The following is a 15,184-nucleotide window of genomic DNA, read 5'->3' on the forward strand; positions in this document are numbered from 1 at the left end:
TCACGAGCGGCGGCCGGGTTGAGGCAATGTCGGGGCGTAAAGCCGGGGTCAAGGTCAGCCCTCCTGGGAGAACATTCCGATTCCACCACGGTCAATCACTTCCAGCGCCTTGCCACCGCCACGGGCGACACAGGTGAGCGGGTCTTCGGCAATAATCACCGGCAGGCCGGTCTCCTCGCTGATCAGCTTGTCGAGACCCCGCAGCAACGCACCACCGCCGGTGAGCACTATGCCCCGCTCGGCGATATCAGAGGCCAGTTCCGGTGGGGACTGTTCCAGAGCGCTCTTCACGGTCTGGACGATCTGCGCCAGGGATTCCTGGAGGGCGTCGAGAATTTCTTCACTGTTCAGGGTAAAGGCCCGAGGCACGCCCTCGGCCAGGTTGCGGCCACGAACGTCGATCTCGCGGATATCCAGGCCTTCGTAGGCGCAGCCGATTTCGTGTTTGATGCGCTCGGCGGTGGAATCACCGATCAGGCTGCCGTAGTTGCGACGCACATAGGTAACGATGGCTTCGTCGAACTTGTCACCGCCGGTGCGGACGGATTCGGCGTAGACGATACCGTTCAGGGAAATTATGGCGATTTCCGTAGTACCGCCACCAATGTCCACGATCATGGAACCGCTGGCTTCTTCGACCGGCAGGCCGGCACCGATGGCTGCAGCCATGGGTTCTTCAATCAGGAACACTTCCCGCGCGCCAGCGCCCAGGGCAGACTCACGGATGGCCTTGCGTTCAACCTGGGTCGATTTGCTGGGCACACAGACCAGCACCCGGGGGCTGGGCGTGATAAAGCTGTTCTCGTGCACTTTATGAATGAAGTGCTGGAGCATTTTTTCAGTAACGACGAAATCCGCAATCACGCCGTCTTTCATGGGGCGGATGGCAGTAATGTTGCCTGGTGTGCGGCCCAGCATGCGCTTGGCTTCGGCGCCAACGGCTGCAACCATTTTCTGGGACCCATGGGTACGGATGGCCACAACGGAGGGCTCGTTCAGTACGATGCCGCGTTCGCGTACGTAAATAAGGGTGTTGGCGGTGCCCAGGTCGATGGACAGGTCGCTGGAAAATAAACCTCGGAGTCTTTTGATCAACATTCGTGTAGTTTCAACCTGAGAGTTGCAGTCGCAAAAAATGATGCGGCAACTTTAGCAGTGAGCACCCCTGCAGGCAAGGCACCATCGGGGCTCCCGCGGGGTCTTTCACGCTTTCGCCCTTTGTTTTGGCCCCTCCCGCGATTGTTCGAATCTGTTACTATAGCGCTTTTATTTGTTTGGCTGCGGTGAAGGGCCGTTCGTCAGGCAGGTTCCAAAACACGCTCAAGCACATCCCTGTGGCGCTTGAGCTCCGCCATCCCTGGCTCCGCACAGTTTTGGAACCTGCCTGACGAACACCCCCGGGCAAGTGAGCAGCGCTCTCTGAAAACCGTATTATTAAACACATTTCACATAGTTAAACCTGGGAGGCAATGTGACCATTTCCCGTGAGGACATTGAAAAAGTCGCTGTGCTCGCCCGCATTCGGGTGGATGACGAGCAGGTTTCGGAGCTGGAGAAGGATCTGGGCAATATTCTGGACCTGGTGGATCAATTGAGTGCCGCCGATACCGATGCCGTGGAGCCGATGGCCCATCCGCTGAATGCAGTGCAGCGCCTGCGCCCGGATGAGGTAACCGAGACCAATCAGCGGGAAGCTTTCCAGGCTATTGCCCCGGCTACCGAGAAGGGCCTATATCTGGTGCCGCGTGTCATCGAGTAAACAGATGGTATTGAGTGATCTGACGACCAGCGATTTCAGGATTCATCATGCATAACAAATCCGTAGCAGAACTGTCCCGCGAACTGGAAAGCGGCAAGATTTCCAGCGTGGAGCTGACCCGGGAGTATCTGGGCCGTCTCAAGAAGGAAGACGAACAGCTCAACAGCTTTATCTCCATTACCGAAGAACAGGCCCTGGCGGATGCCCATGCGGCGGACGAGCAACGGGCTGCAGGCAAGGCCACGCCCTGGACCGGCGTGCCTTTCGCCCACAAGGACATTTTCTGCACCAACGGTGTGGCGACTACCTGTGGGTCGAAGATGCTGGCGAATTTTGTGCCGCCCTACGATGCCACAGTCACGGAGAACTTCCGCAAGGCGGGGGCAGTGTGTCTGGGCAAGACCAACATGGACGAGTTCGCCATGGGGTCTTCTACCGAATCCAGTCATTTTGGCGCTACCACCAACCCCTGGGGCCTTAGCCAGGGCGAAAAGCGTGTACCGGGGGGCTCCTCCGGTGGTTCGGCTGCGGCAGTGGCAGCGCGACTGGTTCCGGCGGCGACGGCAACAGATACCGGTGGCTCAATCCGCCAGCCGGCCGCGCTGTGTGGCGTGACCGGGCTGAAGCCAACCTATGGCCGGGTCTCCCGGTACGGAATGATCGCGTTTGCCTCCAGCCTCGACCAGGGCGGCCCCATTGCTCGGAGCGCCGAGGATAACGCCTTGATGCTGAATGTGATGGCGGGGTTTGATCCCCGGGATTCCACCTCCATAGACCGGGACGTGCCCGACTATACCGCCACGCTGAACGAACCATTGAAAGGCTTGCGTATTGGTCTGCCGCAGGAATACTTTGCCAGCAACCTCAATGCGGCTGTGGAAGAGCAGATCCGTGGGGCCATTCGCGAATACGAGAAGCTTGGCGCCACTGTCAAGGAGGTGTCTCTGCCCCACGCCGATCTCGCCATCGCCGCCTATTACGTGATTGCGCCGGCTGAGGCTTCCGCCAACCTGTCCCGTTTCGACGGTGCCCGTTATGGCTATCGCTGCGAAGATCCGAAAGATCTGATGGACATGTACACTCGCACCCGGGCAGAAGGCTTTGGCGCTGAGGTGAAGCGCCGGATTCTGGTGGGCACTTATGCGTTGTCTGCCGGTTATTTTGATGCCTATTACCTGAAAGCCCAGAAAGTTCGCAGGCTGATCCAGCAGGATTTCATTGACGCTTTCCAGGAAGTGGATGTGCTGATGAGCCCCACCACACCCTCTCCGGCCTTCGTCCAGGGCGAGAAATCCAACGACCCGGTCACGATGTACCTGGAGGATGTGTTTACCGTTGCCATCAACCTGGCAGGTATTCCGGCGATGTCGGTGCCGGCAGGATTTGTCGACGGCTTGCCAGTGGGCCTGCAGATTATCGGGGACTACTTCTCTGAAGCGCGCCTGCTGAACGCCGCTCATCAATACCAGCAGGTGACTGACTGGCACCAGCGTGAACCGCAATAAGCCCGGAACAGGCCAGAAACAGGAGAGCGACTATGCAGTGGGACATTGTGATCGGGCTGGAAATTCACGTTCAGCTTGCCACCAGAACCAAGATTTTTTCAGGCTCCAGCACCGCCTATGGCGCCGAGCCCAATACCCAGGCCAATGCCGTTGACCTGGCAATGCCGGGTACCCTGCCCGTCCCGAATGAGCAGGCGTTCCGCTATGCGGTAATGTTCGGCCTGGCAGTAAATGCCGAGATTGAGCGCCGCTCGGTGTTCGAGCGCAAGAACTATTTTTATCCGGACCTGCCCAAGGGCTACCAGACCACCCAGCTGGAGCGGCCGATCGTGGGCCCCGGCTACGTGGATATCGATCTGGCCAACGGCGAAACCAAGCGCGTGCGCATTCACCACGCACACCTGGAAGAAGACGCCGGCAAATCCCTCCACGAAGACTTCCATGGCATGACCGGCATTGACCTGAACCGCGCCGGTACGCCACTGATCGAAGTGGTAACCGAGCCAGACATGACCAACGCCGAAGAAGCGGTTGCCTTTGCGAAGAAGCTCCACGGGATTGTGACCTCACTGGGTATCTGTGACGGTGATATGTCCCAGGGGTCCATGCGGTTTGACGTGAACATCTCGCTCAAACCCAGCGGCTCCGAGACCCTCGGCACCCGCACAGAAACCAAGAACCTGAACTCCTTCCGCTTCATGGAACAAGCGATCGCCCATGAAGTAGAGCGGCAGATGGATATTCTGGAAGACGGCGGCACCATCGTGCAGGAGACCCGCCTGTACAACGGCGACCGTGACGAGTCACGCTCCATGCGCACCAAGGAAGAAGCCAACGACTACCGTTATTTCCCCTGCCCGGACCTGTTGCCGGTAGAAATCGACGATGCCTTCATCGAGGCAGCCCGCAACAGCCTCCCGGAGCTGCCGGACGCTCGCAAAGCGCGCTTTATGGAGCAGTATGGCCTGAACGATTACGACGCAGGACTGCTGGCAGGCGACTCCAAACTGGCCGCCTTCTTCGAAACCACCGCCGAGCGCGGCAAAGATGCCAAACTGGCCTCCAACTGGGTACAGGGCGAATTCTCCGCACGACTGAACGCAGAAGAAAAGCCCGTTGCCGACTCGCCGATCTCCGGTGCCCAGCTGGGTGACCTGGTGGTTCGCATTGCCGATAACACGATTTCCTCGGCCGGCGCCAAGAAGGTGTTCGAAGCCTTGTGGACCGGCGAGAACGACAACGTGGACGCGATTATTGATGCCAAGGGTTTGAAACAGGTGTCTGACACCGGTGAACTGGAAAAGATGGTGGACGAGGTACTGGCCTCCATGCCGGATCAGGTTGCCCAGTATCAACAGGAGTCTGACCCCAAGAAACAGAAGAAAATGCTCGGCGGGTTTATGGGGCCCCTTATGAAGGCCTCCAGGGGCCAGGGGAATCCCAAGCTGTTCAATGAGATTCTCCTCAGAAAGCTTGGCACCTGACCGTCGCAGCGACCAGACTGGCCCGCGTTTGCAGAGCGGGCCAGTCTGGCCATGAAAGCACCGTAATATTTCCCGCCAGAAATGTTCATGACTTTGGGCCGTAAACAGCCCTGATTCGTGCTAATACTGAGTAATCAGCAACCACTTTTTAGCCGAAGGAGGTTCCATGTTTATTCAGCCATTCAAATCCGACGGTCTGTCTCACCTCTCCTACCTGATTGGCAACAATGGCGAAGCAGTCGTCATCGATCCCCGCCGCGATTGCGAATGCTATGCGCAAGCCGCCGCAGCCGAAGGCTGCCGAATAACCACGATACTGGAAACTCACCGGAACGAAGACCTGATTTCAGGGGCACCAGTGCTTTCCGAGCTCACCGGAGCCAGGGTTTTTCACGGGCCCAACGCGGCGGGAGAGGTTCGATATGCTGAAACCGTACGCGAGGACGACGAATTCAAATTCGGCAACCTGAAACTCAAGGTGCTCGAAACACCAGGGCACACCGACGACAGCCTCTCCTTCGCTCTCTACGACACGGAATTTGGCAAGGAAGCGGTGGCGGTATTCACCGGCGACACTCTGTTCATCGGGGACGTGGGCCGCACGGACTTCTATCCCGACCGGGCCAAAGAAGTGGCAGGACTGCTTTACGACAGTCTGCACAAACTGCTGGCCCTGGGCGATCAGGCGCTGATTTACCCGGCCCATGGGGCCGGCTCTGTGTGCGGCAATAACATGGCGGACCGGGAATTCTCCAGCATTGGTTATGAGCGCCGCAACAATCCAATGCTCCAGATCCATTCACGCGCAGAGTTCGTTGACCAGAAGGTGCGAGAGCATCATTACCAGCCACCCTACTTCCGGGACATGGAGCGGCTCAATCTGCAGGGAGGCGATGCCACCAAGCGGGTTCTGACACCGGCCGCGCTGTCGCCAGCGGCCTTCAAGAAACTGCCACATCACACCGTAACCCTGGACGTTCGCGGCATAAGCAGCTTCCTCGGAGCTCATCTACCCGGAAGCCTCGCATTACCCATACAGATGATCCCCGCATTTGCTGGCTGGTTCCTGCAACCGGATGACGAACTGGCGCTCGTTGCCAGCAATGAGCAGGAAGCGGAACTGGCAGCGCGCCACCTCGCCCGCATAGGTTTCGACAAGGTACTCGGCTTTCTGGCCCCTGATATGCCTCACTGGGCAGCCGGGGCAGAACCGTTTGATGCGGTGACGGTGATCGATGTAAACGAGTTCGAATCCCGGAGAAACAATCCTCCGAGCGACTGGCAGGTGCTGGATGTAAGGGGCAAAGACGAAGTCGAGGAAAACCCCATAGAGGGGGCGGTTCATCACTATGTGGGCCAGCTTGCCGAGGAATCGTCGGAACTTACTGCCAGCAATCACTACACCGTCATGTGCGGCAGCGGCGCCCGGGCAGCAATTGCCGCATCGGTATTGATGCGACAGGGCTTCAAAAAGGTTGACGTGTTCCTCGGCTCATTCGGGGCCCTGATGTCTGACTCCTAGATGTCTGACTCCTGGGCGGAACCCCGATTACTGGTCGATCAGACCAGTCGGCCCCACAGGTCGTGCTCATCCGCGTGTTCAACCACGGCCTGAACGATCTGCCCGGGCACCAGGCCTGTTTCGTCATTGAGGTAGACCATGCCATCGATTTCCGGCGCATCCGCCTTGGAGCGGCCGATGGCACCCTCCTCGTCGACTTCATCGATGAGAACGTCGATGGTCTGGCCAATTCTGGCCTGTAGGCGGGCAGCGGAGATCTGCGCCTGCTTCTCCATGAAGCGGGCCAGGCGCTCTTCCTTTATGTCCTCCGGCACAGCCCCTTCCAGCTCATTGGCCCTGGCCCCTTCCACCGCGCTGTACTTGAACGCTCCTACCCGATCAAACTGCGCTTCATCCAGCCAGTCCAGCAGATACTGGAAATCTTCCTCGGTCTCGCCGGGGAAGCCGACAATGAAGGTGGAACGAATGGTCAGTTCAGGGCAGATCTCCCGCCATTTACGGATTCGCTCCAGGGTTTTGCTGTCGTGAGCAGGGCGTTTCATGGCCTTGAGAATTTTCGGGCTGGCGTGCTGGAAAGGGATATCCAGGTACGGGAGGATCTTGCCTTCAGCCATCAGCGGGATAATATCGTCCACATGGGGATAGGGGTAAACGTAATGCAGGCGAACCCACACACCCATTTCACCCAACGCCTCACACAGCGACTGCATTCTGGTCTTTAACGGCCGGCCCTGCCAAAAGCCGGTGCGGTATTTGGTATCCACGCCGTAAGCGGACGTGTCCTGGGAAATAACCAGTAGTTCTTTCACCCCGGCATCCACCAACCGCTGAGCTTCGTCCATGACATCGCCAATGGGACGACTCACCAGATTACCGCGCATGGAAGGAATAATGCAGAAAGTACAGCGGTGGTTGCAGCCTTCGGAAATTTTCAGATAGGCGTAATGCCGCGGCGTCAATTTGATGCCCTGAGGTGGAACCAGGTCCGTGAAGGGATCGTGTTGCTTGTTCGGCGGCACAAACTGATGCACGGCACCGACCACTTCCTCATAGGCATGGGGGCCGGAGACTGCCAGAACACCGGGATGGGTGTCGCGGATCTTGTCCGCTTCCACACCCATACAGCCCGTGACGATCACTTTGCCGTTTTCACTGATCGCCTCGCCGATAGCGTCCAGGGATTCCTGTTTGGCGGCATCAATAAAGCCACAGGTATTGACCACAACAATGTCGGCATCGTTGTAGGTGGGCACCACATCGTAACCGTCCAGCCGCAGTTGGGTGAGGATACGCTCGGAGTCAACGAGAGCCTTGGGGCAGCCAAGGCTGATAAAACCTACTTTGCCGCCCTGGGAAACGGAAGGAATCTTGTCTGTCATAACCTGCACGGAATCATGGCGCCTTGATCGGCACCCGGTGAATGTTGGCGCGTAGTTTACCTCAGCCGACCTGCTGCCGTCAGTGAACTCGGAAAGGGAATTCACACCGCCCGGAATTGACATGCCTCATTATTAATGACGCCATGCTCATATTCAGTTCACAAATCTGACAGCTTTAGCGACAGGCAACTTGCTGATCACCAAACAAACAACTAGACTTTCAGGAAGTTAAGACCGAAATAATAAGCGCTTGCCGTTATCCCGCATCCGTCACATTAAGAGTTTATGACAATTTGCGGGGTTTTCTTGCGTATATGAGAAAGCGCAACAGCAAGTATAAAAAGGACTGAACGATGGGTAAGGCAGCCTCCTTTGAAACCAGAGACGCCAGAAGAGTCGCTATGAAACCAGTTGCCGCCAAGCCAAACCTTCGCAACCAGCAACGTGTTGATGTTGCTACCGAAGTCAGAATCGAGAAATCCGATGGCAGCTGCCTCACCTGTGAGGTCTCCAATATTTCGCGGACCGGAATCATGATCCTGTGTGATCAGGAATGCGTGAAGAAACTGGTTCCCGGCCAGAAAACTCCCGCCCCCGGCAACTGGATATCCGTCACAGCAACCTTTTCAGTACCCGTTGTTGCCCATCAGCCGGTTTCGGTTGTTGCCGGCGGTAACATCATCCATATGCGCCGCATCGCCCGCGACCAGTTCCAACTTGGCATCCAGTTCACAGAATTCGACGGCAACGGGTACGAGTACGTCGACAATTACGTCAGCAAGTTGCTCGCCGCCTCAATACCGTAAGCAAATAAACGCCCCGATCATTACATTACTCAGCCGCTATATTGTTATAGCAGCAAACTCTAGTAACCTGTCTTCTTATGCCGCGACCTGATCTGGTATGATTGCGGCATTCACACGCCCAGCCTTAATCAGGCACGCAAACGCGGTAACAGGATACGATGACCACTTACAACCTGACGCATCTCAAACAGCTGGAAGCTGAAAGCATCCATATCATCCGGGAAGTCGCAGCCGAATTCGACAACCCGGTCATGCTCTACTCCATCGGAAAGGACTCTGCGGTGATGCTCCATCTGGCCCGTAAGGCCTTCTACCCGGGCAAGTTACCCTTTCCGCTGATGCACGTGGACACCACCTGGAAATTCAGGGAAATGATTGAATTCCGGGACCGCAAGGCTAAAGAGTACGGGCTGGACCTGATCGTTCACAAGAATGAAGACGGCATCAAACAGGGTATAGGGCCTTTTACCCACGGTAGCGCCAAGCATACAGACGTCATGAAGACCCAGGCGCTCAAGCAGGCCCTCGACAAGTACAAGTTCGATGCAGCCTTCGGTGGCGCCCGCCGGGACGAGGAAAAATCCCGCGCCAAAGAGCGCGTGTATTCTTTCCGCGATGAATACCATCGCTGGGACCCCAAAAACCAACGCCCCGAGCTGTGGAACATCTACAACGGCAAGATCAACAAGGGCGAGAGTATCCGCGTATTCCCGCTGTCCAACTGGACCGAACTGGATATCTGGCAGTACATCTATCTGGAAAACATCGAGATCGTTCCCCTGTATTACGCCGCCAAACGCCCGGTAGTAGAGCGTGACGGCACTCTGATCATGGTGGATGACGACCGCATGCCCCTGAAAGAGGGTGAAAAGCCGATGATGAAGTACATCCGCTTCCGTACCCTGGGTTGCTACCCGCTGACCGGCGCCATTGAATCCGAGGCAGATACCTTGCCGGAGATCATCCAGGAAATGCTGCTGGCCACCAGCTCCGAACGTCAGGGCCGCGTGATTGACCACGATTCGGCCGGCTCCATGGAACAGAAAAAGCGGGAAGGATACTTCTAAGATGTCACACCAGTCTGATCTGATTGCCGAAGATATTCAGGCCTACCTGAAGCAACACGAGAACAAGGAACTGCTGCGCCTGCTGACCTGCGGCAGTGTCGACGATGGCAAGAGCACCCTGATTGGCCGCCTGCTCCACGACACCAAGATGATCTACGAAGATCATATGGCGAGCCTGAAAACCGACAGTGCGAAAATGGGCACCACCGGTGAGAAACTGGACCTGGCCCTGCTGGTGGACGGCCTGCAGGCAGAGCGGGAACAGGGCATCACCATTGACGTGGCCTATCGCTACTTTTCCACCGACAAGCGCAAGTTCATCATTGCTGACACCCCGGGCCATGAACAGTACACCCGCAACATGGCCACTGGCGCCTCTACTGCCCAGGTGGCGATACTGATGATTGACGCGCGGCATGGCGTGCTGACCCAGACTCGCCGCCATTCCTACATCGCGTCCCTGCTGGGCATTCGACATATTGTGGTTGCCATCAACAAGATGGACCTGGTGGACTACAGCGAAGAGCGCTTCAATGAAATCAAGGACGACTACCTGGCTTTCGCCAACAAGCTGGGCCTGAAAGACATCCGCTTTGTGCCGATTTCCGCTCTGGAAGGCGACAATGTCGTCAACAAGAGTGAGCACACGCCCTGGTTCACCGGCCAGCCGTTGATGGAGATTCTGGAAACTGTCCAGGTTTCCCATGACAAGAACCTGGAGCATTTCCGCTTCCCGGTGCAGTACGTCACCCGCCCCAACCTGAACTTCCGTGGCTTTTGCGGCACCGTCGCCTCCGGCGTGATCCGCCCGGGGGAGAAAGTGATGGCACTGCCCTCGCGGCGCACCAGTACCGTCAAGGAAGTGGTGACATTTGATGGCAACCTTGAGGAAGCCTATATCGATCAGGCGGTAACGCTGACTCTCACCGACGAGATCGATATCAGCCGCGGCGACATGCTGGTAAAAGCCGAGGATGAGCCGGAAGTGGGCAACCGCTTCACCGCCAATATCGTGTGGATGACGGATGGCCCTCTCGAAACCGGTCGGCTTTACGACATCAAGCTCGGGCCCACGTTTACCTCTGGCACGGTGAAAACAATTCACCACCAGACCGACGTCAATACGCTGGAGAAGAACGACAATCCTTCAGCCCTGCAGTTGAACGAAATCGGCCTGTGTGAGCTCACCCTGAGCCAGCCCATTGCGTTTGACGCCTATCCGCGCAATCACGCGACGGGCAGCTTCATTGTGATCGACCGGCTGACCAATGTGACTATCGGTGCGGGCATGATTGCCGGCACGGCTGGTACAGTCGAATCTCTGGATCCGGTGACCGGCGAAGAGCGTGAACGCCGCCTGGCGCAGAAGCCTGCGATCATTGCCTGTAATGGCAAGAAGGCGACAGCCCTGGCCATGGCGGTTGAGCGCGCGCTGTTTGACCAGGGTAAGACCTCCGTGGTGCTGAGCGAAGATAACGCCGGCAATGCGGATGACCGCCGCCGCGCCGCCCAGGTCATCAGTGCCCATGGCCTTATTGCCATTGCGGTGAACCTGGGAACTGACGTGGCTTCGGCCGCTGTTTCCGCGGACGACGACCAGGAAATTACTGAGGCGGTCAATACGCTGATTCAGGATCTGATGCGGCACAAGCGCGTTTAGTCGGATGGCTCGCTCTTGAGATAGCCCCCAGGTCTGTAACCTTGGGGGCTGGTTTGGGGGTGGGGGTGCCTCTTTGGAAAAAGAACTCGCGGCGCTCAGACACCTTTTTCTGGCACAAAAGACACCCCCACCCCCAAACCGATCGTTCCTCCAAAAAATCCATTACAATCCCCCTCCCTGAAGGTTTACCCTCAAAGCCTCTTACGTTTTAGCAAGCAAGGACTCTACAACCCCATGGCCATCAAACAGCTCCGCACCCTCTTCGCCAGCCAGTATCAGCCCGGACAACCGGCGCGGGTTCGTCCCGGCGAGGCGCTGGCCGAGCCGGGTGGTGACTACGAGGCGCTTCACAAGCAGATGAAGCGTCTGTTCAACAGCAAGCCGGGCAAGAAATACGGTCGCTTTTCCGAGGACGTTGGTGAAAGTCCGTTCAGCAGTTGGCTGAAGGATTACCGGGAGGACCGTCAGAGTTTTGCATCACTGACCGACCGTCTGTTTGGCCAGTGGCAGGAGTTGCTGAACAGTGCACAGGAGGAGTTCGAGGGGCACTTGATGATTGTTCACGAGGCCCTGGCGGATGCGGAGGTGGTTTACCTGTTCATCCTGGAAAACGACAGTGCCATGCGCTTTGACGCCCAGCAGACCCTGGACGCAACCGATATCCTGAGCCTGTCGCGGCTGAATCTGGCGGTGCGGATTGAGCTGGATGACTGGTTGGGCGACAGCCCAGGCGAAAACTATCTCACACTGGTCCACGCCCGTGGTTCCGGTGAAGGTGGCGATCTGTTCATCCGGCTTTGCGGTTTTACCAATCAGGTGGATGTGGAGAAGGAAACGCTGACGTTCATGGATGCGGTTGAGGCGTTCGCGAAGTCGTCCGAGCCGGAGGAAGCGGGCAAGATTCGGGCGCGGGCCTATGAGTTTTCCAAGGAGCAGCATGCGCTGGGCGAGCCGGTGGCTATTGAGGCGCTGTCAGGTTATCTCGACGAGGATCAGCCCCAGCGGTTCAAGGAGTTTGCCAGTGAGACGGCTGAGCTTCCGGAGAGCGGCGTGCTGCATCCGGATCACCGCAAGGTGAAGAAGCTGGTGCGGATTGCCGGCTCGGGTGGTGGTATGAGCGTGTCGTTTTCTTCGGATCTGGTTAATCAGGCCGTCTACTATGACCGTGACAACGATGCCCTGACTATCACGAAGCTGCCTAAAGCTTTGCGGGAGCAATTGCAGCGGTATCTGGAAAGTCGCAATGATTGAGACTGCTGCACTCCTAGCCTGTTAGCTGGGGGGGGCTGGCCCCGCCGCGGGGCAGCACTTTCTTCTGGAAAAAGAACTCGCTGCGCTCGGACACCTTTTTCCGGCAGAAAATGCTACCCCACACCGGGACCGAGCAAGTCAGGTGTTATCTCTGCAATATCAGGATTCGTTGGTGGTGACCGGAGTTGTATCGGTCCACCTGGGGCGACTTGCCCTTAGTTTTCGGACTTCCTTCATCCAGCCTACGCCATCCACCAGTTCACCGGTTTCCGGGTCGATAGGTGGGTACGGCAGATTACGGTCGTCGCAATAGCGTTTTACCACCGGCTGGCACCAGCAGAACAACAGGCGGTTGTATTCCTCATCAGGAAGTCTGCGGTAATCATACAGCCCGGCCAGTTTTCGTTGCCGTTGCGCTTCGGCGAGGATGATTGAGCAGGCTGATGACACGTTCAGGGACTCCACCATCCCCATCATGGGTATCACTATGTGCTCGTCTGCCTGTTCGGCGGCGTTGTCGCTCACACCATCCACTTCGTTGCCCATAATCACCGTGCAGGGCACGGTGAAATCCGCTTCCCGGTAGTCTATAGCGCGGTCAGATAGCTGTGCGGCGTAGATTCTGTGCCCCTGCCCTTTCAGTGCAGACACCGCTTCATCCATGGCCGGGTGGGTGTGGGTGGTGACCCAGTTGTAGCTGCCGCCGGCGGTTTTGCGAAACGCACGGAAGCCTTCCCGCGGCCAGACCACGTGCATGTTGGCCAGGCCGAAGGCGTCGCAGGAGCGGATGATGGCCGAGAGGTTGCGGGGCTTGTGGACCTGGTCGGTGAGGACGCTGAGGTCGGGTTGGCGGGTATTCAGGGTTTGTTTGATTCGGGCCAGGCGTTCGGGGGTCATGTTGTTTGAGCGTTTTGGTGAATGAGGTTTAGCACTTCAGTTGGGGAAGCGCTTCTACTTCCAAAGCTAAGCCAGCCAATAATACCACAGCCGATTTAGAGGATTGCCGAGACAGAGGTGGTTGCGGATTGATCACCTCGTTATAATGGCCAGCTAACTTTTTTAAGCGCCAACCTTGACCTCTTGGCGCATACCACACACCACCATGCACCAAATACGTTGAGAATCATGGCCAAGAAGCTGTACATCAAGACCCATGGCTGCCAGATGAACGAGTACGACTCATCCAGAATGGCAGATCTGCTGAAAACCGGCGAAGCTGTCGAGATGACCGACTCGCCGGACGATGCCGACATCCTGCTGCTGAACACCTGCTCTATCCGTGAAAAAGCCCAGGAGAAAGTGTTTCACCAACTGGGTCGCTGGAAAAAGCTCAAAACCAGCAAACCGGGTCTGATCATCGGCGTTGGCGGGTGCGTGGCCAGTCAGGAAGGCCAGGCCATCATCGACCGGGCGCCTTATGTGGACATGGTCTTCGGTCCGCAAACCCTGCACCGCCTGCCGGATATGATTACCGAAGTGCGTGCCAAGGGTAATGGCGTGGGTGTGGTGGATGTGAGCTTCCCGGAAATCGAAAAGTTCGACAACCTGCCCGACCCGGGTGCCGACGGACCTTCTGCCTTTGTTTCCATCATGGAAGGCTGCAGCAAGTACTGCACCTTCTGCGTGGTGCCCTACACCCGCGGCGAGGAAGTCAGCCGCCCGGTGGATGACGTTCTTGCGGAAGTGGCGCACCTGGCCGGCCAGGGCGTGCGGGAGGTAAACCTGTTGGGCCAGAACGTGAACGCTTACCGTGGTGAAACCCACGATGGCGACGTGATGGACATGGCGGAGCTGGTGGCGCTGATCGCTACCATCGACGGTATTGATCGCATCCGTTACACCACCTCGCACCCGGTAGAGTTCTCGGATTCGCTGATCGAAGCCTATGAACAGGTACCGGAACTGGTCAGTCACCTGCACTTACCAGTCCAGAGTGGATCCGACCGTATACTGGCTGCCATGAAACGCGGCCATACAGCACTGGAGTACAAGTCCAAACTTCGCCGCCTGCGCAAGATTCGCCCGGATATCAGTTTCTCCTCGGACTTTATCATTGGCTTCCCGGGGGAAACCGAGAAGGACTTTGAAGACACCATGAAGCTGATCAACGATATCGGCTTCGATATGTCCTTCAGCTTTGTCTTCAGCGCCCGACCCGGCACTCCGGCGGCAGACCTGCCGGATGATACGCCGCTGGAAGTGAAGAAGCAGCGCCTGAGCATTCTTCAGGACCGGCTGAATCAGAACGTGATGGACATCAGCCGCAAGATGGTAGGCACCACCCAGCGTATCCTGGTGACAGGGCTGTCCAAGAAGGACCCCGGCGAATACGCGGGCCGGACCGAGAACAACCGTATTGTGAATTTCCGGCATGAGAATCCGGAGGTGGTTGGGCATTTTATTGACGTGGAGATCAAAGAGGCATTGCCTAATTCTCTCCGTGGGACTCCTGTTAACTTGGAGATGTTTTAAAGCTGGGGCCATGCGTCTCGGGTTTGGTGAATGGCGAGTGGTGGGCACCTCTTCCCAAAAAATGCTACAAGCACATCCCTGTGCGCTTGGGCTCCGCCATCCATGGCTCCGCACATTTTTGGGAGGAGGTGCCCACCACTCTCCGCGAACCCTTTCCGTGTCTGCGGTCCAAACAGAGTAAATGTAGGTTGGATTAAGCGAAGCGCAATCCAACATTTGCAATGATATGAAGATGACCCAATATATTTCGGATTACGACTTCGTCTAATCCGACCTACT

General features: G+C 57.2%; 12 protein-coding genes. 9 read left to right on the top strand and 3 right to left on the bottom strand.

Going from position 1 to position 15,184, the window contains the following annotated elements; all coding sequences use genetic code 11:
* Positions 1 to 54: 54 nt before the first annotated feature.
* Entirely contained in the window at positions 55 to 1,095 is a 1,041-nt protein-coding gene (locus FO268_RS01200) for a rod shape-determining protein (protein ID WP_150991542.1), read from the bottom strand.
* A gap of 376 nt (positions 1,096 to 1,471) precedes the next feature.
* On the opposite strand from FO268_RS01200, the gene gatC reads away from it, so the two are divergent.
* From gatC to FO268_RS01220, 4 genes are all read left to right on the top strand, one after another.
* Complete coding sequence (gatC, locus tag FO268_RS01205; protein WP_150988415.1) at positions 1,472 to 1,759, top strand: Asp-tRNA(Asn)/Glu-tRNA(Gln) amidotransferase subunit GatC; 288 nt, start codon at positions 1,472 to 1,474, stop codon at positions 1,757 to 1,759.
* A gap of 47 nt (positions 1,760 to 1,806) precedes the next feature.
* On the top strand, positions 1,807 to 3,264 hold the full coding sequence (gene gatA / locus FO268_RS01210) for an Asp-tRNA(Asn)/Glu-tRNA(Gln) amidotransferase subunit GatA (RefSeq protein WP_150988418.1): 1,458 nt from the start codon (positions 1,807 to 1,809) through the stop codon (positions 3,262 to 3,264).
* 32 nt (positions 3,265 to 3,296) lie between these two features.
* Positions 3,297 to 4,748, top strand: a complete 1,452-nt coding sequence (gatB, locus tag FO268_RS01215; protein WP_150988421.1) for an Asp-tRNA(Asn)/Glu-tRNA(Gln) amidotransferase subunit GatB — start codon at positions 3,297 to 3,299, stop codon at positions 4,746 to 4,748.
* 166 nt (positions 4,749 to 4,914) lie between these two features.
* Positions 4,915 to 6,270 carry an MBL fold metallo-hydrolase gene (locus FO268_RS01220; RefSeq protein ID WP_150988424.1) on the top strand — a complete coding sequence of 452 codons (1,356 nt, stop codon included), beginning with the start codon at positions 4,915 to 4,917 and terminating at the stop codon, positions 6,268 to 6,270.
* Positions 6,271 to 6,308: 38 nt separating this feature from the next.
* On the opposite strand, the gene rimO is transcribed toward FO268_RS01220, so the two are convergent.
* Positions 6,309 to 7,649 (bottom strand): 30S ribosomal protein S12 methylthiotransferase RimO, encoded by a 1,341-nt coding sequence (rimO, locus tag FO268_RS01225; protein ID WP_150988427.1) that lies wholly within the window; start codon positions 7,647 to 7,649, stop codon positions 6,309 to 6,311.
* Positions 7,650 to 8,050: 401 nt separating this feature from the next.
* Here rimO and FO268_RS01230 point away from each other — a divergent pair, with 401 nt between their 5' ends.
* The 4 genes from FO268_RS01230 to FO268_RS01245 all read left to right on the top strand — a co-directional run bounded on the left by FO268_RS01230 (position 8,051) and on the right by FO268_RS01245 (position 12,433).
* Positions 8,051 to 8,455, top strand: coding sequence for a PilZ domain-containing protein (locus FO268_RS01230; protein ID WP_150988430.1), 405 nt, complete (start codon positions 8,051 to 8,053; stop codon positions 8,453 to 8,455).
* Between the two features lie 158 nt (positions 8,456 to 8,613).
* Positions 8,614 to 9,522, top strand: coding sequence for a sulfate adenylyltransferase subunit CysD (cysD, locus tag FO268_RS01235; protein WP_150988433.1), 909 nt, complete (start codon positions 8,614 to 8,616; stop codon positions 9,520 to 9,522).
* A 1-nt stretch (position 9,523) separates the two neighbouring features.
* Positions 9,524 to 11,182: a sulfate adenylyltransferase subunit CysN gene (cysN, locus tag FO268_RS01240; RefSeq protein WP_150988436.1), complete on the top strand. Its 1,659-nt coding sequence runs from the start codon at positions 9,524 to 9,526 to the stop codon at positions 11,180 to 11,182.
* 234 nt (positions 11,183 to 11,416) lie between these two features.
* The gene (locus FO268_RS01245) at positions 11,417 to 12,433 is read left to right on the top strand and encodes a nucleoid-associated protein (RefSeq protein ID WP_150988439.1); all 1,017 of its coding nucleotides are present in this window, start codon (positions 11,417 to 11,419) and stop codon (positions 12,431 to 12,433) included.
* A 159-nt stretch (positions 12,434 to 12,592) separates the two neighbouring features.
* Here the strand turns inward: FO268_RS01245 and trmH are convergent, their stop codons facing one another.
* Positions 12,593 to 13,330: a tRNA (guanosine(18)-2'-O)-methyltransferase TrmH gene (gene trmH / locus FO268_RS01250; RefSeq protein WP_150988443.1), complete on the bottom strand. Its 738-nt coding sequence runs from the start codon at positions 13,328 to 13,330 to the stop codon at positions 12,593 to 12,595.
* A gap of 228 nt (positions 13,331 to 13,558) precedes the next feature.
* Between trmH and miaB the strand changes: the two genes are divergently transcribed.
* Positions 13,559 to 14,905 carry a tRNA (N6-isopentenyl adenosine(37)-C2)-methylthiotransferase MiaB gene (gene miaB / locus FO268_RS01255; RefSeq protein WP_150988446.1) on the top strand — a complete coding sequence of 449 codons (1,347 nt, stop codon included), beginning with the start codon at positions 13,559 to 13,561 and terminating at the stop codon, positions 14,903 to 14,905.
* Positions 14,906 to 15,184: the final 279 nt, after the last annotated feature.

This window comes from Marinobacter denitrificans, assembly GCF_008795955.1.
Classification (GTDB): domain Bacteria; phylum Pseudomonadota; class Gammaproteobacteria; order Pseudomonadales; family Oleiphilaceae; genus Marinobacter; species Marinobacter denitrificans.

Bases quoted from the DNA above. Each gene is read 5' to 3' on its own strand.
- gatB (WP_150988421.1), top strand. From the start codon at position 3,297: ATGCAGTGGGACATTGTGATCGGGCTGGAAATTCACGTTCAGCTTGCC.
- FO268_RS01220 (WP_150988424.1), top strand. From the start codon at position 4,915: ATGTTTATTCAGCCATTCAAATCCGACGGTCTGTCTCACCTCTCCTAC.
- miaB (WP_150988446.1), top strand. From the start codon at position 13,559: ATGGCCAAGAAGCTGTACATCAAGACCCATGGCTGCCAGATGAACGAG.
- rimO (WP_150988427.1), bottom strand. From the start codon at position 7,649: ATGACAGACAAGATTCCTTCCGTTTCCCAGGGCGGCAAAGTAGGTTTT.
- cysN (WP_150988436.1), top strand. From the start codon at position 9,524: ATGTCACACCAGTCTGATCTGATTGCCGAAGATATTCAGGCCTACCTG.
- FO268_RS01245 (WP_150988439.1), top strand. From the start codon at position 11,417: ATGGCCATCAAACAGCTCCGCACCCTCTTCGCCAGCCAGTATCAGCCC.
- gatA (WP_150988418.1), top strand. From the start codon at position 1,807: ATGCATAACAAATCCGTAGCAGAACTGTCCCGCGAACTGGAAAGCGGC.
- cysD (WP_150988433.1), top strand. From the start codon at position 8,614: ATGACCACTTACAACCTGACGCATCTCAAACAGCTGGAAGCTGAAAGC.
- trmH (WP_150988443.1), bottom strand. From the start codon at position 13,330: ATGACCCCCGAACGCCTGGCCCGAATCAAACAAACCCTGAATACCCGC.
- FO268_RS01230 (WP_150988430.1), top strand. From the start codon at position 8,051: ATGAAACCAGTTGCCGCCAAGCCAAACCTTCGCAACCAGCAACGTGTT.